Source organism: Maribacter sp. 1_2014MBL_MicDiv, from assembly GCF_001865655.1.
GTDB lineage: Bacteria > Bacteroidota > Bacteroidia > Flavobacteriales > Flavobacteriaceae > Maribacter > Maribacter dokdonensis.
The window spans coordinates 3507766-3532234 of record NZ_CP011318.1; the positions used below are offsets into that span (position 1 = coordinate 3507766).

Annotated in this window: 18 protein-coding genes; 11 read left to right on the forward strand and 7 right to left on the reverse strand. The window is 35.3% G+C overall.

Annotated elements, in window-relative coordinates; all coding sequences use genetic code 11:
* Positions 1 to 49 precede the first annotated feature (49 nt).
* The 3 genes from YQ22_RS14770 to YQ22_RS14780 are packed head-to-tail and all read right to left on the reverse strand — an operon-like array spanning position 50 to position 2986.
* Complete coding sequence (locus YQ22_RS14770; RefSeq protein ID WP_071341795.1) at positions 50 to 1228, reverse strand: THUMP-like domain-containing protein; 1179 nt, start codon at positions 1226 to 1228, stop codon at positions 50 to 52.
* Positions 1229 to 1234: 6 nt separating this feature from the next.
* Positions 1235 to 2332, reverse strand: a complete 1098-nt coding sequence (locus YQ22_RS14775; RefSeq protein WP_071341796.1) for an AI-2E family transporter — start codon at positions 2330 to 2332, stop codon at positions 1235 to 1237.
* Between the two features lie 3 nt (positions 2333 to 2335).
* On the reverse strand, positions 2336 to 2986 hold the full coding sequence (locus YQ22_RS14780; protein WP_058103295.1) for a DUF4159 domain-containing protein: 651 nt from the start codon (positions 2984 to 2986) through the stop codon (positions 2336 to 2338).
* Between the two features lie 34 nt (positions 2987 to 3020).
* On the opposite strand from YQ22_RS14780, the gene YQ22_RS14785 reads away from it, so the two are divergent.
* Positions 3021 to 3812, forward strand: coding sequence for a DUF1223 domain-containing protein (locus YQ22_RS14785; RefSeq protein ID WP_071341797.1), 792 nt, complete (start codon positions 3021 to 3023; stop codon positions 3810 to 3812).
* Here YQ22_RS14785 and YQ22_RS14790 read toward each other — a convergent pair whose 3' ends face one another.
* Both YQ22_RS14790 and tsaD read right to left on the reverse strand, forming a co-directional pair.
* Entirely contained in the window at positions 3813 to 4520 is a 708-nt protein-coding gene (locus YQ22_RS14790) for a 16S rRNA (uracil(1498)-N(3))-methyltransferase (RefSeq protein WP_071341798.1), read from the reverse strand.
* A gap of 17 nt (positions 4521 to 4537) precedes the next feature.
* On the reverse strand, positions 4538 to 5566 hold the full coding sequence (gene tsaD, locus YQ22_RS14795; RefSeq protein WP_071341799.1) for a tRNA (adenosine(37)-N6)-threonylcarbamoyltransferase complex transferase subunit TsaD: 1029 nt from the start codon (positions 5564 to 5566) through the stop codon (positions 4538 to 4540).
* Positions 5567 to 5649: 83 nt separating this feature from the next.
* Between tsaD and YQ22_RS14800 the strand changes: the two genes are divergently transcribed.
* From YQ22_RS14800 to YQ22_RS14815, 4 genes are all read left to right on the forward strand, one after another.
* Entirely contained in the window at positions 5650 to 10083 is a 4434-nt protein-coding gene (locus YQ22_RS14800) for a translocation/assembly module TamB domain-containing protein (protein ID WP_335626019.1), read from the forward strand.
* Between the two features lie 158 nt (positions 10084 to 10241).
* Positions 10242 to 11228, forward strand: a complete 987-nt coding sequence (gene pfkA, locus YQ22_RS14805) for a 6-phosphofructokinase (RefSeq protein WP_058103291.1) — start codon at positions 10242 to 10244, stop codon at positions 11226 to 11228.
* 23 nt (positions 11229 to 11251) lie between these two features.
* Positions 11252 to 12253, forward strand: coding sequence for a type I glyceraldehyde-3-phosphate dehydrogenase (gene gap / locus YQ22_RS14810; protein ID WP_058103290.1), 1002 nt, complete (start codon positions 11252 to 11254; stop codon positions 12251 to 12253).
* Positions 12254 to 12341: 88 nt separating this feature from the next.
* The gene (locus YQ22_RS14815; protein WP_058103289.1) at positions 12342 to 13193 is read left to right on the forward strand and encodes an N-acetylglucosamine kinase; all 852 of its coding nucleotides are present in this window, start codon (positions 12342 to 12344) and stop codon (positions 13191 to 13193) included.
* A gap of 4 nt (positions 13194 to 13197) precedes the next feature.
* Here the strand turns inward: YQ22_RS14815 and YQ22_RS14820 are convergent, their stop codons facing one another.
* Complete coding sequence (locus YQ22_RS14820; protein ID WP_071341801.1) at positions 13198 to 13578, reverse strand: RidA family protein; 381 nt, start codon at positions 13576 to 13578, stop codon at positions 13198 to 13200.
* 20 nt (positions 13579 to 13598) lie between these two features.
* Positions 13599 to 16289 carry a putative LPS assembly protein LptD gene (locus YQ22_RS14825; protein WP_083414269.1) on the reverse strand — a complete coding sequence of 897 codons (2691 nt, stop codon included), beginning with the start codon at positions 16287 to 16289 and terminating at the stop codon, positions 13599 to 13601.
* A gap of 179 nt (positions 16290 to 16468) precedes the next feature.
* Here YQ22_RS14825 and YQ22_RS14830 point away from each other — a divergent pair, with 179 nt between their 5' ends.
* The 6 genes from YQ22_RS14830 to YQ22_RS14855 all read left to right on the forward strand — a co-directional run bounded on the left by YQ22_RS14830 (position 16469) and on the right by YQ22_RS14855 (position 24455).
* Positions 16469 to 17797 (forward strand): N-acetylmuramoyl-L-alanine amidase family protein, encoded by a 1329-nt coding sequence (locus YQ22_RS14830; protein ID WP_071341803.1) that lies wholly within the window; start codon positions 16469 to 16471, stop codon positions 17795 to 17797.
* 47 nt (positions 17798 to 17844) lie between these two features.
* Positions 17845 to 18810 (forward strand): MlaD family protein, encoded by a 966-nt coding sequence (locus tag YQ22_RS14835; RefSeq protein WP_058103285.1) that lies wholly within the window; start codon positions 17845 to 17847, stop codon positions 18808 to 18810.
* A gap of 15 nt (positions 18811 to 18825) precedes the next feature.
* Positions 18826 to 20151: a (Fe-S)-binding protein gene (locus YQ22_RS14840; protein ID WP_071341804.1), complete on the forward strand. Its 1326-nt coding sequence runs from the start codon at positions 18826 to 18828 to the stop codon at positions 20149 to 20151.
* An 8-nt stretch (positions 20152 to 20159) separates the two neighbouring features.
* Positions 20160 to 20951, forward strand: a complete 792-nt coding sequence (locus tag YQ22_RS14845) for a (Fe-S)-binding protein (RefSeq protein ID WP_058103283.1) — start codon at positions 20160 to 20162, stop codon at positions 20949 to 20951.
* 17 nt (positions 20952 to 20968) lie between these two features.
* Entirely contained in the window at positions 20969 to 21451 is a 483-nt protein-coding gene (locus tag YQ22_RS14850) for an ABC transporter ATPase (RefSeq protein WP_071341805.1), read from the forward strand.
* A 94-nt stretch (positions 21452 to 21545) separates the two neighbouring features.
* Positions 21546 to 24455 (forward strand): glycoside hydrolase family 3 N-terminal domain-containing protein, encoded by a 2910-nt coding sequence (locus YQ22_RS14855; RefSeq protein ID WP_071341806.1) that lies wholly within the window; start codon positions 21546 to 21548, stop codon positions 24453 to 24455.
* The last annotated feature ends 14 nt before the right edge of the window (positions 24456 to 24469 follow it).

Genomic DNA, 24469 nt, shown 5'->3' on the forward strand with positions numbered 1-24469 from the left:
TTAAGTTGATGTGGTTTTTGAACGTTTTTAAGCCGAAATTCAGAACATTTTAGTGACGAAAACAAGAAATTAAAATTAGTTTTCCTTCTAAATCAGTTGTAGCAAAAACATAGTTTTCACCACCGTCTTTTAGACCTAGTTTTCTTCTAATTTCAGACACTGAATCAGGAAAATTTCTCGTGGTAATATTGGCTTTTTTGATACCGGATTTTTTAAAAGATTTTTTAGAGTATTCATAAATATTTTCAATTTTGAATACTCTACCAGGAAACTTGATTAACTCTGTTGAAGTAAAGAGATGTGAGTTTGGATGTAATTTATTTAGTTTGAAGAATGCTCCAATAAATTGAAAAGACCCTGATTTTAAGATAGCTGCGTTTGGTTCGTAAAGGTAATTTTGTGGTTTGGAAAAGTTGGAGATTGCATTTTCTTCATCACTAGGTTTAAAACTGAACTCTTGTTTTATGCTATTTTTAAAATTGATTGTTTTTATAATAGGTTCTTGATTGTACTTTTTATCCATTAACCATAACACCTCTTTTACATCGTTATTTATGGCAACAATATGTATTTCTTTTACATTGCTCAATTCTGTTAATCCAATTTTTAAATCTAATAACGGACCTGTTTTAACCAATACGTTATTGGCTTTTGTAAATAAAAAAGATGCTTGGTTGACTATATTTGGCTCACAATCAGCTAAATAGTATACTTTTTTATTGTTTTTATCTCTTCTGGAAGGATCTATATATAACCAGTTAAAAGTGGTTGTTGAGGCTTTTAAAAACTCTAATCCCTCAGACGCGATACAGTTAATGTTAGTAGCGCCCATTTGCTCAAAATTATGTTGCGCAATGTTAGACAAGGAACTATTTTTTTCAACATGGGTTACTTGTTCAAATTTTTGTGAAAATGCGTAAGCGTCTACCCCAAAGCCACCTGTAATGTCAACAATACTCTTGCCATTGATTAATGAAGCCTTATATTGCGCCGTAACTTCAGATGAAGTTTGTGATAGGTTCAGTTTATTTGGGTAGTATATATTTTTCGTTGAAAACCAAGAAGGTAATTTTGCTTTGGCTTTTGTTTTAGATTCAATTTGCTCTACCAATTCTTTGGAGGAAACTTCTGTGAACCTCGGTTTTGATAAAAGTATCTTATGCACATCTGTGCCCAGTTTATCCGTAATATATTGTTGTACCTCGTCTGTAACTATTTCTGAATTCACCTCTACCTAAAGATTATGCGTCAATGATTTAACAATTTGGTTATCGGATAAAAATTCTTTTAATATAACCTTTATTGCGGTGTAGCCCGGTACGGCTACAATCATACCTACAACACCAAATAGTAGCCCCGCAATAATAATGACCAGGAAAATTTCTAATGGATGGGATTTTACACTATTTGAGAATATGAATGGTTGTGAGAAGAAGTTATCTACCAATTGGCCAAAGAGTAACCCTAAGAATACATAACCTGTTTTTGGGAGTATAACTTCGCTAAAATCCGATCCTAAATTACTGGTCATAGTAAGGGTCAACATTATTACACCGCCAATTATAGGACCTATGTATGGTATTATATTGAACAATGCACATAGAAAAGCAATTACTACAGCATTCTCAATACCAACAATTAAAAGTACTATGGTGTAAATGACGAAAAGAATAAAAATTTGAAGTAACAATCCCACAAAATATCTTGATAACAAGCCATTTATTTTTCCGATGGAATTCGTTGTGCCTTTCTTTTTATCAATTGGAACGAAAATCAACAATCCATTTTCAAATAATTTGCTGTCTTTTAAAAAGAAAAAAGAAATAAAAAGCACTGAAAATAAGCCAATGCTAGCAGAGCTTAAAACATTTAAAAATGAATTAAGAAAATTAGGAATGAACCCAATATCCAAACCTTGTAAAATATTTTTTTCTAAACCGGCATCATCTATAACGTCTTCTACGATATGCGATGATAGGCCAAGGTGATTGGTGATTTGATGGTATAAGGTGTTTAAACTGGTTTGTAATTCATCAATATCCAATAAGGACAAGTTCTTTCCTTGTTCAGAAAGTAATGGTATAAACAAGGCTATGATACCGGCTAGAACACCTACCATTAAAAGCATGGTCAGTATTACTGCTAAAATATTGGGCAACTTAATTTTTCTAAAAAAGCGTACTAGAGGGCTGCCTATAAGCGCTACTACAGCGGCAATGGCCAAATAGGCCAAAACAGATTGTATAGTATAAAGAAAGTATAGCAAAATGGCGATACCTACCAATACGCCAATAGCTCTTAATATGCCCTGGGAGATTGTTTTTGATGTCATAGCTTAGTTTTTAAAGGCGTAGGTAATAATATTGGCTCCCATTTCAAGTGCTTTTTGTCTTACTTCTGGAGCGTCGTTATGAACTGTTGGGTCTTCCCAGCCATCACCTAAATCAGACTCTGAGGTAAATAATAATAGAATCCTATTATCCTGTAAAATTGCAAAAGCTTGTGGACGTTGCCCGTCATGCTCATGTATTTTAGGTAGTCCCTTTGCAAAAGAATATGAATTATTGAAAATGGGGTGATCAGCTCCCAATTCTTCTAAATTTTTGTTGGGGAATAGTTTTTTTATCTCCCTTGTGATGTATGGTTTCATGCCGTAATTATCATCAATATGTAAAAAACCACCTGACATTAAATAGCTTTTTAAGTTTTCAATTTCCTCATCTGAAAAAACCACATTACCATGCCCTGTCATATGTAAATACGGGTATTGAAAAATTGTGCTGCTACCTACTTCTACAGTTTCGGGTTTGTTTTGTATTGTTGTTCCAATATTGTCATTACAGAATTTTATAAGATTTGGTAATGCTGTAGGGTTGGCATACCAATCACCGCCACCTTGATATTTTAGAATTGCAATCTCCTGTGCTCTTAAGTTAAGGCACGTAAACGCCATTATAAGAAAAAGATATATAGTAAGGTTTTTCATTTTATTTCGAATAATAAAGTATAATCACATTATTATGATTGATAAAAAAAATTATGTTTTCTTATTTTCTATAGTTGGCCTTCTGTTAACCACCATTATTTGGTCTCAGTCCCGTAAAGATAATAAAGTTGATGATGCTTTGTTTTCTGAACATTCGGAAAAATTATCTAAGGGTAGTGTGGTGCTTGAACTTTTTACTTCGCAAGGATGTTCTAGTTGTCCACCGGCAGATGCACTTTTAGAAACTATAAAGGATTCATATCCAGATAATGTTTTTGTTTTGAGCTATCATGTGGACTATTGGAATTATATAGGTTGGAAAGATCCTTTCAGTAATCAGAAATTTACCATGAAACAAAGTGCCTACAATACAAAATTCAGGTATCGCAGTAATTATACGCCAGAATTGGTCGTTAACGGCAAAGAGCATATGGTGGGGTCAAATAGGGCGAATGTTATTAGGGCTGTTGAGAAATATAGCAACTTACAGTCTCAAAATGTTATTGGTATATCTAATATTGCAAGAGATGGTGATAAAGCAACTTTTGAATATAACGTTAATGGCAAAATTGAAGATAAAACTATTAGGGCGGTCTTGGTGCTTAATGAAAGAACCACAGAGGTTAAAAGGGGAGAAAATCGTCATAGAACTTTAAAGAATGCCAATATAGTAGTAGCCGAAAAATATTTAAATGATCTAAAATCAAAAGGCTTTGGTTCTATTGAAATTCCAAACATTGTAGGTAAAAATGAAGCTATAACTTTGATGTTATTGGTAGAGAATGAAAAGGTGGATATTACTGGTGCTGCAAAGGTTGCTATTTAACTAGCCATTGTTGATAGATGCTACAATGGTACAAGCAACAATAGCCGCAGTCTCAGTTCTTAATCTTGTTTTGCCCATAGCTACCGGGGCATAGCCTTTTTCCAATGCACTTTTAATTTCGTGATTTGAAAAATCACCTTCAGGGCCAATAAGTATAGTAATGTCTTTGTCAGCGGCAACACGCCTTTTTAGCTCATGTCTTTCGGTTTCTTCGCAATGTGCAATAAACTGTAGCCCTGTTATTGGTTTTTCTAAAAACTCAACTAAGGAAATCGGTTCGTTAAGTTTAGGTAGATAGGTTTGTAGTGATTGTTTCATTGCTGATTCCAATACCCTTTTCATTCGTTCTAATTTTAGAATCTTACGTTCTGATCGATCACAAATAATAGGGGTGATTTCATCAACGCCAATTTCTGTGGCTTTTTCTAAAAACCATTCAAAACGATCGTTCATTTTTGTGGGTGCAACGGCCATATGTAACCAATGAGATTTGGCATGTGTTTTTTTAGATGAGTTGATCTCTACCTCACATTTTTTAATGGCATCATCAATTATTGTAGCTTCAAATAAGTATCCGGCTCCATTGGTAATCCATAATTTGTCCCCATTCTTTTTTCTGAGTACTTTGATGATGTGTTTGCTTTCATTACTGTCAAAAGTAAAGGTGTTGGCAGTAGGGTCTAGTTCAGGATTAAAGAAAAGTTGCATGTGGTTTTTGTTTTAATCTATGAAATAACATATCTGGCCTTTGCCGTAACGTCTTGATCCGAAAATTTTTCATTTTTATATTTCAGATAGCCTACTATACCGATCATTGCGGCATTATCTGTGCAAAATTCAAATTTTGGGATGTAGGTATTCCATCCATATTTGGTTTGTGCTTCGGTTAAAATGTTGCGTATTCCAGAATTTGCAGATACCCCTCCACCAATAGCTATTTCCTTTATACCGGTCTGTTTCACTGCTTTTTTTAATTTTTTCATTAAAATAGTAATGATGGTATTTTGAATAGACGCACAAATGTCTTCAAGGTTGTTTTTAATAAAATCAGGGTCTGCCTTGGTCTGCTTTTGTATAAAGTAAAGAATATTTGTTTTTAATCCACTAAAACTAAAATCCAAGTCTTTTACATTTGGTATGGGGAAATCAAATTTATATGGGTCGCCAGTTGCTGCATATTTATCTATTAACGGACCGCCAGGGTAGGGTAACCCTAATATTTTTGCACTTTTGTCAAAAGCCTCTCCTACAGCGTCATCAAGTGTTTGTCCAATGATTTTCATGTCAAAAAAATCATTTACCTGAACAATTTGTGTATGGCCGCCACTTATGGTCAATGCTAAAAAGGGAAATGAAGGAGCTTTCATAGTTTCCTCATTTATAAAATGGGCCAATATGTGGGCTTTCATGTGGTTAACTTCGATCAAAGGAATCTGTAAACCAAGTGATAACGATTTGGCAAATGAAGTACCTACCAATAATGAACCCATTAAGCCAGGTCCACGTGTAAATGCTATGGCTGATAATTGTTTTTTATCGATATTTGCTTTGGCTAATGCTTGGTGAACAACTGGCACTATATTTTGTTGATGGGCTCTTGAAGCAAGTTCAGGTACAACCCCTCCATATTCTTTGTGAATTGCTTGGGTGGCAACAACATTACTGAGCACTTTATCGTTCATTAAAACTGCCGCAGAAGTGTCGTCACAAGAAGATTCAATAGCAAGTATATAAATTGTTTTGTGCTCCAGCATATTTGGAATAAATTTTGAATAACAAAGGTAAAACATAAAGACCTATCAAAAAACTGAGAAAAATATTGGTTAGAACATTATTGGTGATTTTACTGATATGTGTTTTAGGTACCATCATTTTTTCACTGCCAGTGGTACAGACCTTAATGGCACAGTTTGCTACGAAAAAAATCAACGATAAATATGGAACGCACATCAATATTGAGCGGTTAAAGGTTTCGTTGATTTCTTGGAATACAGGTTTGGAAGGTGTCTATATTGAAGATTACCAGCAGGATACACTTTTTTATGTAAATGAACTTAAAACCTCTATTCTAAGTTTAGGTAATCTTGCTCAAGGTAATTTGGAATTTGGTGATATCGCTATTGATCAACTGAACTTTAAACTTAAAACATATTTTGGCGAGAGAAATACCAACTTAGAAGTGTTTGTAGATAAGTTAGATGATGGCAAGCCAAGGGCAGAGGGTACGCCCCCTTTTAAATTATCTTCATCTAATGTGGGTATTGCGCATAGTAAGTTTAAATATATTGATGAGAATTTACAAAATACTACGGTTTTAAATTTTGATAGCCTAAACATAAATGCGGGCGACTTTTTAATTTTAGGCCCAGAGGTTTCTGCGGATATTAAAGAAATGTCATTCTTTAGTAATAGAGGGTTAAAAGTAGATCGCTTGGCTACCAATTTTAAATATACTAAGCAGCAAATGCGTTTTGATTCTCTAAGCATTAATACACCATTATCTGCTTTAGAAGGTAATTTGGTTTTTAATTATAACCGAGAAGATTTTGCCGATTTTTTGAACAAGGTCAATGTAGTTGCCGAGTTTAAGGAGTCTAAAGTGGCTTTTGATGAAGTCAACTTACTTTATGATGAATTTGGAAAAGGTAAAGAAGTAACCTTCAATGCAAATGTGAATGGAGTATTGAACGATTTGAACACTGATGACCTTTTCTTGTTTTCAGATGATACCGGTATTCGTGGTAATTTTAATTTTAAAAATCTCTTTAATAAACAGAAAGCATTTAGTTTAAATGCCGAAATGAGGAATGTAACAAGTAGTTATTATCAATTAAATGCATTATTGCCCAATTTAATTGGTAACTCTTTGCCGTCGTCATTTAGCAAATTAGGGCAATTTACAATTCGTGGTAATGCCTTTATTACCAATTCTTCTATTGATGCTAAAGTGAACTTAAATACTGCCGTGGGTAGTAGTTATGCAGATATTGTACTAAGCGATTTTAATAATATTGACAATGCAACTTATAAAGGTTTTATTTCTTTAATAGATTTTGATTTAGGTGATTTTGCCGAGAATAAAAACTTGGGAAAAACAACCTTGGATTTTAATGTGGAGGGTAAAGGTTTTGTAAAAGAAAAATTGAACACCGAGGTAATTGGTCAAATTTATTCTTTGGAGTTTAATAAGTACAATTATCAAGATATTAGAGTGTCGGGTATTATAAAAGATCAATTATTTGATGGTTCTTTGGTAAGCAATGACGAGAATTTTAAATTCGATTTTAAGGGGCTTGCAAATGTTGCCGAAACAAGGAACAATTTTAATTTTATCGCTTCGGTCGATTATGCCGATTTAAAGAAACTGAATATTATAAATGATAGCGTTTCTGTATTTAAAGGAAATGTAAGTATGGATATTACGGGCACCACGCTTGATAATATTGTTGGTGATATCAATTTTACACAAACTAGCTATCAAAATAAAAATGATACTTACTATTTTGATGATTTTGCGGTTACCTCTAGTTTTGATCAAGAGAGGGAACGAACCATAAATATAAATTCTCCAGATATTATTACCGGATTTATGAAGGGTAATTTTAAGGTCAGAGAATTGGGTAAACTTGTGCAGAACTCCTTGGGTAGTATTTATACAAACTATAGGCCTTTTCAAATTTCAGATGGTCAAAATCTCTCCTTTAATTTTAAGATTTATAATAAAATCGTAGATGTGTTCTTTCCAGAAGTTCGCTTTGATCCAAATACGTTTATTAAAGGTAATATTGTAGCAGATGAGGGTGATTTCAAATTAAATTTTGAGTCTCCAAGTATAGAGGCCTTTGGTACGGCAGCCGATAAAATTGAAGTGCGTATAGATAATAAAAACCCATTATTCAATACATATGTATCTGTTGGTGAGTTGGATACCCCGTATTATAATTTTAAGGATTTTAACCTGATCAATACTACCTTAAAGGATACTTTGTTCTTTAGGTCAGAGTTTAAAGGCGGTAGTGAGTTCAATGATTCTTACAACCTAAACTTTTACCATACATTCAATAAGGAAAATAAATCTGTAATTGGTCTTAAAACCTCCGATGTCAATTTTAAGGGGAATAAGTGGGTTTTAAACAAAGAGGGAAATACAAAGAATAAGGTTATTCTAAGTAGGTCTTTAGATAGTATTACAATTCAAGAAATTGTAATGAACAATGAGGAGAAAGAGCAGATAAGGTTAAAAGGACAATTGGCAGATTCTACTTACAAAGACCTACAGTTGCAATTTAAAATTGTTTCCTTAGATAAGATAACCCCGGTAATAGATAGTTTGAAATTACAGGGAGAGGTCAATGGTACCTTAAACGTTTTACAGAAAGATGGTGTTTATTTACCATCATCAAATCTAAATATTGATAAATTCGGTATTAATGATATTCCTTTAGGTGATTTAGCTATAAATATCATTGGCAATAGAGATTTGACAGAATTTCAAGTGAACTCCCAACTGTCTGATAATGGCTTGGAAAAATTTAGCGTAGTTGGTAGTGTAGAGAATAGGGGAGATATACCAAGGGCAGATTTAATTGCGAATTTCAGCAATTTTAATTTAGAACCTTTTAGCCCTTTGGGTGAAGGGGTTATTGATCATATTAGGGGAGATATAGACGGTAGGGTGGTTATAAAGGGAGATGTTGATAATCCAAACTTTGACGGGCTTCTTACTTTGGACAATGCTGGTATTGCAGTGCCGTACCTGAATGTAGATTATGAATTTGCACCCCGGTCTAGAGTTGTTCTAAGTAATCAAACATTTGATTTTGAAAATATAGCATTAAAAGATGTAGCTAAAGGTACTACGGCAAATTTAGATGGTACCATTACTCATAGTTTCTTTAAAGATTGGGTTCTGGACTTGAATGTTGATACCAAGAATGATAGGTTCTTGATTTTAAATACAGAATTTAAAGAGGGTGAGTTATATTATGGTACTGGTTATTTGAATGGTACAGGACGAATCTATGGTCCTACTACTGCTTTGAATATTACGGTTGATGGTACTACCGCAAAAGGTACTTCTTTAAAAATTCCGCTTAGTGATGTTGCTAGTGTAGGGGATTATTCTTTTATCAATTTTATTGAAAAGAACGATAAAAAGAGAATAGAGAGTCAGCGACAACTAAAGGATTATCAAGGTCTTGAACTTGAATTTAACTTAGATGTAACGCCTGATGCCGAAGTTGAAATAGTAACGGATACAAAAACCGGTAGTTCCCTAAAAGGAACAGGGGTAGGTATTATTTTAATACAGATCAATACCAATGGTAAATTTGAAATGTATGGTGATTATGTTGTGGTAACAGGTGAATTCAATTATAAGTTTGGAGGTATTATAGATAAGAAATTTATGGTTGAACCCGGGGGAACCATTAATTGGGATCAAAAACCATTAGAGGCCATTTTGAATATGGAGGCGATATATTCATTAAATGCGAATCCTGCTCCATTATTAGATGATGCCGGTTTTACCCGTAGAATTCCTACTGACGTAATTATAAGTTTAACCGGGCAGCTTCAAAAGCCAGATATTGATTTTGGTATTGATTTTCCGGGTACTAATTCTATTGTAAAATCAGAATTGGAATACAGACTGCAAGATCCCACGGTAGAGGAGAAAAATGCGATATTCCTATTGGCCCAAGGTACTTTTGTAAATTCTCAAAGTGGTATCAACCAACAAGCAATTACAGGTAATTTGGTTCAAAGCGCATCTAGTATTTTGAATTCAATTCTTAGTGGTGGCAATGATAAGTTCAACCTTGGTCTATCCTATGAGCAAGGTATTTTAGACCGTTCTGCGGATATTGAGACAGACGATAGAATTGGTGTTACCGTATCAACACAAATATCGGATAGAATTCTATTTAACGGTAAAGTAGGGGTTCCGGTGGGTGCATCTAGTGAAACCTTGGTCGCAGGTGATTTTGAAATACAGGTTTTGCTAAATGAAGAAGGTACGTTAAGTGCAAATTTTTTCAGTAGACAAAGTGAAATACAGGCATATTTGTCGGATCAACAGGGGTCTACCCAAGGGGCGGGAATTTCGTATGAAGTTGATTTCAATAATTTTAAGGAGCTTTTTCAAAAAATACTGGCTACCAAACCAAAAGAAAAAGAGGTACCTGGAAAAGAGATTGAAACACCATCATCTGTCATGGGAAATGATAGCCTTATTCGTTTTTACAATAAGCCAAAATCATTAAATCAATAACTAAACGCTACATAATTGTTAAGTATTTAAATATTTTAAGAATTTAAGCATCAATATGTTACAACGAAATCCTTTTCGTTGATTTTTTCTTAAAATGCGATGGAAGTTAGTTCCTTTTTTGATGAAGATTTGTTACTTTCGTTGGCTTAAATTTTTCAATGTTATCACAAATTAAAAAAATAGCAGTGCTGACTTCAGGAGGCGATTCTCCTGGTATGAATGCAGCAATTAGATCGGTTGTTCGTACGTGTGCCTATATGAAGGTAGATTGTGTTGCAGTCTACAGGGGGTACCAAGGTATGATTGAGGGAGATTTTAAACCAATGGATGCCCGTAGTGTAAATAATATTATCAATAAAGGGGGGACTATTTTAAAATCGGCAAGATGTAATGACTTTAGAACTCCAGAAGGAAGAAAAACAGCTCATGATCAGTTAGTAAAGGCAGGTATAGATGCGTTTGTCGTTATTGGGGGAGATGGTAGTTTTACCGGTGCCATGATTTTTAATAGAGAGTATAACTTTCCGGTAATTGGAATTCCCGGTACTATTGATAATGATATTTTTGGTACTACGTTTACACTAGGTTTTGACACAGCTTTGAATACTGTGGTAGAGTGTATAGATAAAATTAGAGATACTGCTAGTTCCCATAACAGATTGTTCTTCGTTGAGGTTATGGGTAGAGATGTTGGGCATATTGCGCTTAACGCCGGTGTTGGAGCAGGTGCGGAAGAGATTTTGATTCCTGAGGAAAACTTAGGTTTAGACAGGTTGTTAGAATCTTTGAAAAGAAGTAAAGAGTCAGGTAAATCATCTAGTATAGTTATTGTTGCCGAAGGTGACAAATCTGGTAAAAACGTATTTGAACTTAAGGAATATGTTGAAGAACATTTGCCTATATATGATGTGCGTGTATCTGTTTTAGGGCATATGCAAAGGGGTGGTGCGCCATCTTGTTTCGATCGTGTGCTTGCAAGTAGAATGGGCGTAAAGGCGGTTGAGGCATTATTAGAAGGCAAAACGAACCTTATGGTGGGTATACAGGATAATCAACTTACTTTAACGCCAATTAACAAGGCGATAAAAGGACATACAAAAATTGATAAGGAGCTTATAAGAGTTTCAGAAATAATGACTACATAATTTAAATATTAAAAAGAGAGAAAATGTCAAATTTGAAAATAGGAATTAACGGATTCGGTAGAATAGGAAGATTAGTCTTCAGAACAACAATCAAGCGTGGAGATGTTGATGTAGTAGCTATCAATGACTTGTTAGATGTTGAGCACTTGGCTTACTTGTTAAAATATGATTCGGTACATGGTAAATTCGATGGTACTGTTGATGTAAAAGATGGTCAATTGATCGTAAATGGTAAGACTGTTCGTATTACTGCGGAAAGAGACCCTAAAAATTGTAAGTGGGATGAGGTTGGTGCAGATACCGTTGCTGAATGTACAGGTATTTTTACAACTTTAGAAACTGCTCAATATCATATTGATGGTGGTGCTAAAAAGGTTGTTATTTCTGCGCCTTCTAAAGATGCTCCAATGTTTGTAATGGGTGTTAACCATACAGAGGTTACTGCTGACAACACAATTGTTTCAAACGCATCATGTACTACAAACTGTTTAGCTCCAATGGCTAAGGTGTTAAATGATAAATTTGGTATTGAAGAGGCTTTAATGACCACCGTTCATGCAACAACGGCTACTCAAATGACTGTTGATGGTCCTTCTAAGAAAGACTGGAGAGGTGGTAGAAGTGCAATGTTAAACATTATACCGGCTTCTACGGGTGCTGCTGTAGCGGTTACCAAGGTAATTCCTGCATTGAAAGGTAAACTTACGGGAATGGCGTTTAGAGTTCCTACTGCAGATGTATCTGTTGTAGATTTAACTGTTCGTCTTGAAAAGGAAACTTCATATGAAGAAATTAAAAAAGCATTTAAATCTGCTTCTGAAGGAGAGTTAAAAGGTGTTTTAGGATATACAGAGGAATCTGTAGTTTCTCAAGATTTCATAGGTGAGTCTCATACAAGTGTATTTGATGCTGGTGCAGGTATCGAGTTGAATTCTAAATTCTTCAAGTTGATCTGCTGGTATGATAACGAGGCTGGTTTCTCCAATAAAATGGTAGACCTAATTCAGCACGTTAACACGTTGTAAGCATCATTTTAGTATAACAATAATATATCCTGAAAATGAGGCTTTTGCGTCTTGTTTTCAGGTTTATTTTTTTAAAGACATTCGGTATATGATTTTAATAGTAGATAGTGGTGCAACCAAGTCAGATTGGATTGCTTTAGATGAAAATGGCGAACAGCTTTTTTTAACGCAAACATTGGGTTTAAGCCCAGAAGTGTTGACAAAAGATGTCATAGAAGATCGCTTAGCGAATAATTTTGAACTTTCTAAGAACAGGGAGAAAGTCAGTCATTTGTACTTTTATGGTGCCGGTTGTGGTACCGATCGTATGAAAGTCTTTTTAAAAGGTATATTCAAAGACTTTTTTCCAAATGCAAAAGCAGATGTAAAGGAAGATACATATGCGGCAATTTTTGCTACTACCAAAGTTGGTCACCAAGGTATCGTTTGTATTTTAGGTACGGGGTCTAATTGTAGCTATTATGACGGTAACCAATTATTTCAAAAAGTAACATCATTAGGGTATATACCTATGGATGATGGTAGTGGGAATTTCTTTGGACGTAAGTTGATACGTGATTACTATTTTCATAAAATGCCATCTGATCTAGCGCATAAGTTTGCGGCTTCGCATGATTTAGATGCCGATGTAATTAAAGAAAACTTATATAAGCAGCCTAACCCAAATACATATTTGGCGACCTTTGCTAGGTTTTTAATTGAAAATAAAGACCACCCGTACTCTAAAGGGGTTATAGATAAAGGTTTTCAGCAATTTATAAATAACTACGTAATGCAATTTGAATTGGCTACAAAGGTGCCAATCAATTTTGTAGGTAGTATTGCGCATTACCTAAGAGATGAATTAACATCTGTACTGCTTAGAAATGATTTGATTGTTGGTGTTATTAGGCAAAGACCTATTGAAGGGCTTGTGGAATTTCACAGATCAAATATGTAAAACGTTATTTTACGGCAATCATTGAAATTTCAACATTTACAAACTTAGGTAGATTTGCTACTTCAACGGTTTCTCTTGCAGGTGCAGTTTCTGCATTAAAGTAAGTGGCATAAACTTCGTTTACTTCGGTGAATTGATCCATGTCACTGAGAAATATTGATGATTTAACAACATGTTCAAAGGTCATTTCAGCTTCGGTTAAAATGGCCTTTAAATTTTCCATAGACTGTTTAGTTTCCAATTTAATATCACCTGAAACTAATGCGCCACTTTTTGGATTAATTGGAATTTGCCCAGAGATATATAAAGTGCCATTACTTAAAATTGCTTGGTTATATGGGCCAATTGGTGCTGGGGCATTTTCTGTATTTATAATTTTTTTCATCGTAGCTAATGTTTAATTTTTTAATTCTGACTTCTGTTTTCCCACTTAAGGTCTTTTAAGATAGAAGAATCTATACCAATAAAGAAATACCATCTTTTATAGGTGCCAAAAGGTGTCCAGTTAAAACGCATGGTGAAACTTTTAAGGTCTCGTTGAAAACGCAATTGGGTTAAGGTGAAACCTTGATTTTTGAAATCATAACCAGATGAACCTCCTATAGACCACCTTGGCGCAAGTTCTATGTCACCAGAAAACATTAAAGAGTGACTACTAAATTCATTTTGCCTTGCTGTGTTGCTATAGTTTGCGGAATAGGCCAACCTAAAATTCCATGGTATTTTGGTTCCATATACTGGGTTTTCAACATCGGCATTTTTGTCGTCCTTCCTAATGGGGTTTGAATTGAAATCATCGGCCCTTCCAAAAAGGTCGTCATCTCTACCACCACTTTGCGCTACGTAATCAAAAGGATCTTCATCTTCTTCTTCCTTCCTTCCTTTGTCATCTTTTTTATTGAACATATCACTACTAATAGAATAGGATACATTGGCATTAGCTCTAGTAAGTCTAAATAGGCTACCGCCATTGTCAATATTCCATGTGTCTATTCTTCTACCATTATTATCTATGGCATAAGGGTCTAAACCGGCAGAAAAGTTAATGGACATTTTGTTGTCTAAAATGTTGGTTCCACCATTAATGCTTAGTGGATTCAATCTAAGGGAATCAGATTCGAAATTATATCCGGTGGAGACATTAAAATTGCTTAAAAGGGATATTTTTTTAGGTTCAAGTTTTGTGGAGTCTTTATCCTTTACCTTAGCCTCTAAAGTGTTGGCCAATGAAAAACTTAAGCTGTTAGACTGCCCTAAAGAAGGTGCTCCGTTTAATGTTCCTGTAAAACGACTGTATTGTACTTCTACACCGTCTTCACCTAAATATTCGTCATAAAATTGCTCAAATGAGGGTGCATAGCCATAACTAAGAGAAGGTCTAACCGTGTGTCTAATAGCTTGAATTTTTTTGTCCTCACCAAAATTAAAAGTACCATACAGGGTAGTTCCAATACTTGCACTAAAATTATAGGTATTGTAACGGTCAAAACCACTAACCGTATCTATAACAACTTCCTCGGCAACATCGTCATAACTTCTGTTGTATGTTTCCAATGTCCAAACATCTTCATAGTTACCACCCAAACTAACGCTGAAAAATTTAGCAACCTTAAAGTTCGTTGCAACAGGAATACTATGGCTGGCACCTACACGGGCATTGTCAAACATCCTAGCCGTGAAAAAATCCTCATCATTTGTTGTTAGCCTATTTTGTGCGTTTACGCTGTACTGAAAGTTGATGTTGTCTATGATTCCTTTCTTTACACCGTCTTGCTTTACAAACGGATAAATACGCTCTACACTTGCTTGAAATGTAGGCAAGGTCATATTGATATTGTCATCATCGTCATCATCATCATCTGTAGCTACCGATGTCAGTTGTGAGTGGGTAGCGGTCAAACTCATGTTCACAGAAGGGTAATTTGGAAATGTTTTAGAGTATGAAATTGATGATGATAGGGTGTTGTTCTGGGTATTTGGTAAATTTCTTTGTTGTAAGGAATTTTGGTAATAATCACTACTTCCTAAATTTACCGATGCTGAAAATCGAGAGTTGGGACTTGCTTTGGTGTCTTGTGTGTGAGAAAATTGAATATTATAATTTCTTGAAAGACTGTAGTCACTAAAACCTTTTTGGCTATTAACGATATTTTCAAATCTTAAGTTTACATTACCACGATACTTGTACCTTTTAGTATAAATAGATGCTGTTCTAAATGCGTAACTTCCGTTCGTATAAAAGTCTCCGGATAAAGTAATGTCGGCATAATCACCTAATGGTACATAATACCCCATATCTTGTAAGAAGTAACCCGCATCTGGATCGTTACCGAAAGAAGGCATTAAAACACCTGCTGATCGGCCAACACTCAGTGGAAAATAAGCAAATGGCATTGCTATTGGGGTTGGTACGTCTGCAATATATAAATTGCTGAACCCGGCAATCACTTTTTTCTTGGGAACAAATTTTGCTTTTCTAACCCTTATATAATAATCTGGGTTGATAGTGTCCGTTGAGGTGGTCAATTTTCCTTCGCTTAGAAAGTAAACGGAATCATTTTCTTTTTTGGTAATCTCGGCATAAACCTTCATGGCATCACTACCTAAAGCACCGGCTGCCGCTTGTTGTTCTGTTCGTGAGTTCCAAATTAGTGCCTTTTGCGTATCAAAATTAAAACGGATAGAATCTGGAATAACAATGTTCGATCCCTGTTTAAAATAGGGTAACTGGCTGTAATTGCCGAGTGAGTCAACCATTCTACCGGCATACACCTCATTTTTAATGTAATCCATGATGATGATACCAGCTTTTAACTCCGTATCTTGATAATAGATTTCAGCTTCGTTATAGAGGTAAATTTTATTTTCTTTTTGGCTTAATTTCACATAATCTTTAGCCTTATAAGTGATTTTATCTAAAAGTAAAGGAGGCTTTTGATTAAGGGAATCTGTAACCAAAGAATCATTGGCTATAGAGTCTTTTATTGCGGTTGGCGGAAATAGTGGTGCAATAATTGAATCTCTCTCTGCTTTGATATTGAGCGGAGTGATTTTTCCTTCTTGACCGATGGCAAAAAAACCACAGACAACAACCATGAATAGGAAAAGTAAGTATTGTTTGTTTGATTGCAAGGCTATATATCCTATTTTTGTAAAGGTTTGGCGGTCAAATGAGCCGTTATTTGAGATGTCAAACTTACATATATTTTTTAATCCCCATGTAGGGTCTTACAATAAATTTAACCATAATAAGGGCGATATAATCCCCAATACATATGAAAATAAAATTCTTAAGCATTTCATTGGTTTTAGTTACAGCCATATTTCTACTGTCTTTTACTGTTGATAAACAAGAAGTTGAATCTGATGATCCATTTATTGTTGTTTTAGATGCCGGTCATGGTGGTCATGACCCAGGAAACCTAGGAAATGGGTATTTGGAGAAAAAAATCGCTTTGAACATTGTTTTGAAAGTCGGTGAAATTCTTGAAAAGAATAAGGATATTAAAGTTATCTACACGCGTAAGGATGATACGTTCATTGATTTGTACGTTAGGGGCGAGGTTGCCAATAAAGCCAATGCAGATTTATTTGTGTCGGTTCATTGTGATTCCCACACCTCAGATGCGCATGGGGCAGGTACCTTTGTATTAGGGTTGCATGCGAATAAGCAAAACTTTGAAATTGCGAAAAAGGAAAACTCTGTAATTTATTTAGAGGACAATTATGAAAACAGATATGCGGATTATGATATTAATTCGCCGGAATCGGTAATAGGTTTGACCATTATGCAAGAAGAGTTTTTGGATCAAAGCGTTGCTTTGGCCACAATGATACAGGAAAATTTTTCTAGGCAACTTAAAAGGACAGATAGAAAAGTAAAACAAGCCGGTTTTATAGTATTGCACCAAACTTTTATGCCAAGTGTTCTTGTGGAGACCGGTTTTCTTACCAATAAGGATGAAGGTGCTTATTTAAATTCTACTAAAGGGCAGAATGAAATGGGAGATGCCATTGCGAAAGCCATATTGAATTATAAAGAAGGCGTACGACCTACTGTAAAGAATGTAGAAACTACGGTTTCTAAACCTAATGTGCCGCCAATTAAAGAAGAAGTGGTGGCTAAAGCTGATGAAAAAAAGGAACTGGCTGTTAAAGAAATAGCTGAGATTGAAGAGAAAAAAAATGTAGCTAAAGAAACGGTTGCAGAAAAAGTTTCTGAGGTTGAAAAAACGGAACCTATTAATACACCGGCGGTTGTTGTAAAGAAAGAAGAGGTTGCTCCAAATGTGCAGGTAAAAGAAGCGATCAATGCCAATGAAGTAGCTAAATCCATTGTCTTTAAAATTCAGTTGATGGCAAGCAGTAAGAACGTAGCACTTAACCCTGGTAATTTTAAAGGACTTTCAAACCTTTCACAAGAACCTTATAAGAATTTATACAGGTATATGTATGGTGAAACAAGGTCATATAGAGAAGCTAAAATGATGCAAGGTCAGGCACAGGGTAAAGGATATAAATCGGCTTATATTGTAGCTTATAAGCTTGGAGAAAGAATTCCTATTCAAGAGGCTATCGAAGAGGTTTCTCAATTTAATCCATAAAGTGTAAATATTATTCATAATTTTGAGTGTAATAAAAATACAGTTGCTTGAAACTATCTAGAGAATTAAAAACGGGAATTATTGTAATTGGTGGCATACTACTGTTCATCATGGGATTCAGTTATTTAAAGTCCACTCCAATTTTTGATAATAGCAAAACCTTTTTTGCAGTTTACCCTAATGTTGGCGGACTTCAATCTGGTACTACTGTTTCTATTAATGGTTTTAGTGTTGGTAAGGTTAATGATATTAGGTTTTTAGATGAAAGGGGAAATCTATTGGTAACTTTTACGGTTGGTAATGATTTTAAATTTTCTAAAAATAGTACGGTAGAATTATATGATACAGGTATTATTGGTGGTAAGGGGTTACAGATAAAACCTATTTTTGATGGTGCACCCGCGCAGTCTGGAGATACTTTAAAAACTGAAACAAGGCCCGGTATTACCGATCTAGCACAGCAAAAACTAAATCCATTGGTACGTAAAGTTGAATCTGCAATTTCTGGAGCGGATTCTGTATTGGTGAATGTGAATTCTGTCTTGGATGAAAACACCAAGAAAGAGCTGAAAGAAGTTATAGGTGGTTTAAACGAACTGATCACTAGCCTAAACGGAAGTGCATCAACACTTAATACCGTTTTGGCCGGAAATGAAGAAAAACTAAATACTTCATTTGAAAATTTTGAAAAGCTTACGGCTAATTTTGCGAAACTATCAGATTCTTTAAACGCTGCCGGTCTTGGCCGTACCTTGGCCAGTTTGGAATCTACCATGGCAAATCTAGATCAGCTAACAGCCAAAATTGAAAATGGCGATGGTTCTATGGGCTTACTTATGAATGATAAGGAGCTTTATTCAAATCTAAACAATGCTTCTAGAGAGCTAGACTTATTGCTGCAAGATTTTCGTTTAAACCCTAAAAGGTATGTAAACGTTTCGGTTTTTGGTAAGAAACAAAAAGATTATGAATTACCAGAAGATGATCCTGCCGCAAATTCTATAGAGAATTAAAGAAGACTTAATTATATGCAATATCTCCCTAATGTAATTTTTGTAATCCTACTTGTTGTAGGTGTTGGTTTTTTTGTCAAGAATATTAGCAAGCTAAAAAGAAATATATTCCTTGGTAAAGAAGCTTCTTTGAATGATAATAAACCACAGCGTTGGAAAAACATGGCCAAAATTGCCCTTGGGCAAACTAAGATGGTCGTAAGGCCAATTGCCGGTATTCTGCATATCATCGTTTATGTTGGTTTTATCATTATTAATATTGAGGTTCTTGAAATTATTTTGGACGGTATTTTTGGTACCCATAGAATGTTCGCCGTTCTAGGGCCTGTTTATGATTTTTTAATAGGCTCTTTTGAAGTTCTTGCGCTATTGGTAATAGTGTCTGTGGTGATATTTTGGATAAGAAGAAATATCATAAGATTAAAGCGTTTTCTTAAGCCGGAAATGGAAGGATGGCCAAAAAACGATGGTAACCTAATACTTTATATTGAATTGGTTTTGATGGTGCTATTCTTGACCATGAATGGGGCTGATTATCAATTGCAACAAATGGGGGCAGACCACTATGCGGCTGCAGGTTCTTTTCCAATAAGTAGCATGCTTTCACCAATTTTTGAGAATATGTCCATTCCTACACTTGTACTTGTTGAGCGTATAGCTTGGTGGTTACATATTGCCGGAATATTGTTTTTCCTTAATTACTTATATTATTCAAAACATTTACATATTCTTCTTGCCTTTCCAAATACATATTATGGTAAGCTTACTCCTAAAGGGCAATTTAAGAACCTACAGTCGGTAACAGATGAAGTGCGTATGATGATGGACCCAGATGCAGATCCGTATGCAGAACCTGCTGAAGATGCTGCTGTGCCAGATAAGTTTGGAGCATCGGATGTACAAGATTTAAGTTGGGTACAATTGTTAAACGCTTACACTTGTACAGAATGTGGTCGTTGTACAAGTGAGTGTCCGGCCAATCAAACCGGAAAAAAACTATCGCCTCGTAAAATCATGATGGATACTCGTGATAGACTTGAAGAGGTAGGTAAAAATATCGATCAAAATAAGGGTGAATTTAAAGATGACGGTAAGCAATTACTGAACGATTATATTACGCCAGAAGAGTTATGGGCATGTACATCCTGCAATGCTTGTGTTCAGGCCTGCCCAATTAGTATTGATCCACTATCTATCATTATGGATATGAGACAGTATTTGGTCATGGAACAATCTGCCGCTCCAACAGATTTGAATAATATGATGGGTAATATTGAAAATAATGGAGCACCTTGGCCATTTAATCAAATGGACCGTTTAAATTGGAGTAAAGAATCTTAAAGAGAGATATGGCAAGTGAATTAAAAGTGCCTACAATGGCAGAGTTTTTTGCAGCTGGAACAGTTCCCGAAGTGTTATTTTGGGTTGGTTGTGCCGGTAGTTTTGATGATAGGGCAAAGAAAATAACGAAGGCTTTCGTTAAGATTTTGAATAAGGCGAATGTTTCATTTGCTGTACTTGGTACAGAAGAAAGTTGTACCGGTGATCCGGCAAAACGAGCTGGTAATGAGTTTTTGTTTCAAATGCAAGCAGTTACCAATATAGAGGTGCTAAATGCCTACGAGATTAAAAAAATAGTTACGGCATGTCCGCATTGTTTTAATACGATAAAAAATGAATACCCTGGTCTAGGCGGTAATTATGAAGTTGTACATCATACTCAATTTCTTAAAGACCTGTTGAATGATGGTAGAATAGCTATGGAAGGAGGCTCTTTTAAGGGTAAACGAATTACCTTTCATGATCCCTGCTATTTGGGTAGAGCTAACGGAGTTTATGAAGCACCAAGAGACTTGATCAGAAAGTTGGATGCTGAACTTATAGAAATGAAAAGCTGTAAGCAAAGAGGTTTATGCTGTGGTGCAGGTGGAGCGCAAATGTTTAAAGAACCTGAAAAGGGTGATAAAGATGTAAACATTGAGCGTACGGAGCAAGCTTTGGAAACCAAGCCGGAAATAATTGCTGCAGGTTGTCCGTTTTGTAACACCATGATGACCGATGGTGTTAAGAACAAGGAAAAAGAAGGTGCTGTTGCGGTAATGGATATTGCCGAATTAATTGCTACCGCAGAAGATTTATAAATATAAAAGTATAGAAATTGCTAGTAGACTTTAAAACATTACCGGAAACTTCCAGAGTTTGGATTTATCAGTGCAACCGTTCATTTTCTGATGTGGAAATAACTGAGATCAGTTCAGATTTAGATGCTTTTCTAACTTCTTGGACTGCGCATGGTAATGATTTAAATGCCGGCTATGAAATAAAGTATAAACGCTTTATTATCATTGCACTTGATCAATCTACACAAGGTGCTACAGGGTGTTCAATAGATGCATCTGTGCGTTTTATTCAAGAATTGGAAAGAAAGTACAATGTTATGCTCTTGGATAAAATGAATGTTTCTTATAAGCAGGGAGAATTCGTAGCCTATAAAAGTCTATTGGATTTTAAGGCAATGGCGAAACAAAAAGCCATTTCTAAAAATACTATTGTATTTAACAATCTGGTTGCCAATAAAGGAGAGTATTTAGAGCATTGGGAAGTACCTGCTTCCGAAAGTTGGCACGCTCGTTTTCTTTAACATAATTTCTTCTTAAGTATTAGAATTTATTGGGTTTTATCGGTGAAATGCAATAATTTCAACCTGTATTAGTTATCTCAGTACATATTATTTTATGCGCCATATTTTTATTATTATTTGTGGGTTGTTTTGCTATTCGGTACTATCAGCCCAAAATCCATTAGTTACCAGTGACAGTTTAGCACAACAAGCGTGGGTGAATAGCCAATATGCTCAAATGAGCTTGGATGAAAAACTGGGGCAATTATTTATGGTCAGTGTAGCATCTAACCAAAGCAAACAGGCTACCGATAAAATTAAAAACCTGATTGTTCAGGAACACTTGGGCGGTGTTATTTTTTCCAAGGGCGGGCCAGTACGTCAAGCAAAACTTACCAATAATTATCAAGCTGTATCTAAGATCCCTTTATTGATTGGGATGGATGCCGAGTGGGGACTTTCCATGAGATTGGATTCTACTTATGCTTTTCCGTGGAATATGACATTAGGTGCTATACAAGATAGTTCCATTGTTGAAAGAGTAGGTTATCAAATAGGTAAACATGCCAAACGTTTAGGGGTGCATATAAATTTTGCTCCAGATTTGGACATTAATACCAACCCAAAGAATCCTATTATAGGAAATCGTTCTTTTGGTGAAAACAGGGATAATGTAGTTCAAAAAGGAATTACTTTTATAAAAGGAATGGAAAGGGCTGGTGTGTTGGCCAATGGGAAGCATTTTCCCGGTCACGGAGATACCGAGGTAGATTCTCATCATAATTTACCCATAATTCCTTTTTCCAGAAAAAGGTTGGATAGTCTAGAATTGTATCCGTTTAAAAAATTAATAGGTTCAGGTTTAAGCAGTATTATGGTTGCCCATTTAGAGGTGCCAGCTCTTGAAATGAAGAAAGAACTGCCTTCTTCAATCTCAGAACAAATAATTACAGGAATTTTAAAAGAGGAATATGGGTATAATGGCTTGATTTTTACAGATGCCCTTAATATGAAAGGAGTATCCACAACCGGTAAAGAGGGTAGTGTAGAACTTGCTGCTTTTATGGCAGGTAATGATATGCTATTAATGCCAGAGAATATTGTAAGTGCCAAAGAGAAATTGACTAGGGCTTACGAAAAAGGTAAATTGACAGAGGATCGTTTAGCCTATTCGGTTAAGAAAATTCTAATGGCAAAATACAAGGCAGGTTTACATCATTATAAACCCATTAAGCTTGAAAACCTATATAACGATTTAAATGGTCTTGAAGATGATATTGTTTATGAGCAAGCTATAGAAAATGCTATTACCGTAGTTAAAAATAAACTGGATCTTCTATCCATTAAGAACTTGGACAATAAAAAAATTGCCTATGTTAAAATGGGGAATTCGGACAACGAGGCATTTGTCCAAGGGTTAAAGAATTATGCAGAAGTTACCGTAATTGAGGCAAGTGATATTACTACTTTAAAAACAAGACTGAAAGAATTCAATTTGATAATTGTTGGTCATCATATGAATAATGAGAGTCCTTGGAAGTCTTACAAGTTCTCGAACTCTGAATTGGAATGGCTGCAGGAAATTGCTAATGAGCGTACTTCTAATCTTATATTATGTGTATTTGCAAAACCATACGCACTATCGGATATCGATTCATTCAATAATATAGATGCTGTGGTAATGGCATATCAAAATAGTGATATCGCCCAAGAAAAAACTGCAGAAATACTATTTGGTGCCGTAGGTGCTACAGGTAAATTGCCCGTTACGGCGCATGAAGAGTTTCCGGTGCATACCGGAGTAGAAGTTAAGTCTTTAAGTAGATTGGGCTATAGTATACCAGAACGTGTAGGTATGAGTTCTCAAGGACTAAAACGAATTGATGAATTAATGCACGACGGCCTTGATAGTTTAATGTTTCCGGGGGCGCAAGTGCTAGTGGCTAGAAAAGGTAAAGTAATCTATCAAAAAGGATTTGGTAAACCTACCTATGATTCTAAAGAGAACATTACTAACGATTATATTTATGATTTAGCTTCCCTTACCAAAATATTGGCAACATTGCCTATGGTCATGAAGATGGAGGAAGAGGGTAGAATTGGGCTTAATAATACCTTTGAGGAGTTGGTTCCAAATTACTCCAATACAGAAATTAAGAACGTAACAGTTCTTAAAGCATTGTCCCATTACGGGCGTTTGCCGGCATGGATTCCTTTTTATATTAGAACATTGGATGAGAACAAAAAGCCTTCAAGTGAATTTTATAGAAATTCACCTTTGCCAGGTTTCTCTACCAAAGTTTATGATAATCTGTATTTAACAGATGCCTACCAAGATTCCATTTACAATAGAATAGGGAGGCAAGATTTAAAATCGAACAGGTATCGGTACAGTGATGTTCCTTATTATGTAATGAAAAAAGTAATTGAGGATAGCTATGGACAAAGGTTGGATTATTTAACCAATAAGTTTTTATACCAAAGAATAGGAGCGAACCATACAACTTACAATCCTTTAGAGAAATTTGATAAAAATAGTATAGTGCCTTCAGAAGAGGATGATTATTATAGGTACGGCACGGTTCAAGGATATGTTCATGATATGGGAGCGGCCATGCAAGCCGGTGTTGGTGGTCATGCAGGCTTGTTCAGTAATGCCAATGATATTGCAAAAATTATGCAGATGTACCTTCAAGATGGCTATTACGGCGGTACTAAATTTTTTGATTCTAGAACGGTTAAGAAATTCAATACTTGTTATTTTTGTGAAAACAATGTAAGAAGAGGAGTAGGCTTTGATAAGCCTCAATTACAGCACAGCGGACCAACATGTGGTTGTGTTTCTCGAAAAAGTTTTGGGCATAGTGGTTTTACGGGAACTTATACGTGGGCAGATCCTGAAGAGGAAATTGTATATGTATTTTTATCTAACAGAACTTATCCGTCCGCATCTAATACACTTTTAGTTAAATCTGGGTTAAGAACTAGAATTCAACAAGCCATTTACGATTCAATTCTGAATTAAAAAAGGTAATTTTG

Coding starts and splice junctions, on each gene's coding strand:
- pfkA (WP_058103291.1), top strand. CDS start 10,242: ATGTTATCACAAATTAAAAAAATAGCAGTGCTGACTTCAGGAGGCGAT.
- YQ22_RS14785 (WP_071341797.1), top strand. CDS start 3,021: ATGATTGATAAAAAAAATTATGTTTTCTTATTTTCTATAGTTGGCCTT.
- YQ22_RS14780 (WP_058103295.1), bottom strand. CDS start 2,986: ATGAAAAACCTTACTATATATCTTTTTCTTATAATGGCGTTTACGTGC.
- YQ22_RS14790 (WP_071341798.1), bottom strand. CDS start 4,520: ATGCAACTTTTCTTTAATCCTGAACTAGACCCTACTGCCAACACCTTT.
- YQ22_RS14815 (WP_058103289.1), top strand. CDS start 12,342: ATGATTTTAATAGTAGATAGTGGTGCAACCAAGTCAGATTGGATTGCT.
- YQ22_RS14775 (WP_071341796.1), bottom strand. CDS start 2,332: ATGACATCAAAAACAATCTCCCAGGGCATATTAAGAGCTATTGGCGTA.
- tsaD (WP_071341799.1), bottom strand. CDS start 5,566: ATGCTGGAGCACAAAACAATTTATATACTTGCTATTGAATCTTCTTGT.
- YQ22_RS14820 (WP_071341801.1), bottom strand. CDS start 13,578: ATGAAAAAAATTATAAATACAGAAAATGCCCCAGCACCAATTGGCCCA.
- YQ22_RS14845 (WP_058103283.1), top strand. CDS start 20,160: ATGGCAAGTGAATTAAAAGTGCCTACAATGGCAGAGTTTTTTGCAGCT.
- YQ22_RS14840 (WP_071341804.1), top strand. CDS start 18,826: ATGCAATATCTCCCTAATGTAATTTTTGTAATCCTACTTGTTGTAGGT.
- YQ22_RS14825 (WP_083414269.1), bottom strand. CDS start 16,289: ATGGTTGTTGTCTGTGGTTTTTTTGCCATCGGTCAAGAAGGAAAAATC.
- YQ22_RS14830 (WP_071341803.1), top strand. CDS start 16,469: ATGAAAATAAAATTCTTAAGCATTTCATTGGTTTTAGTTACAGCCATA.
- gap (WP_058103290.1), top strand. CDS start 11,252: ATGTCAAATTTGAAAATAGGAATTAACGGATTCGGTAGAATAGGAAGA.
- YQ22_RS14855 (WP_071341806.1), top strand. CDS start 21,546: ATGCGCCATATTTTTATTATTATTTGTGGGTTGTTTTGCTATTCGGTA.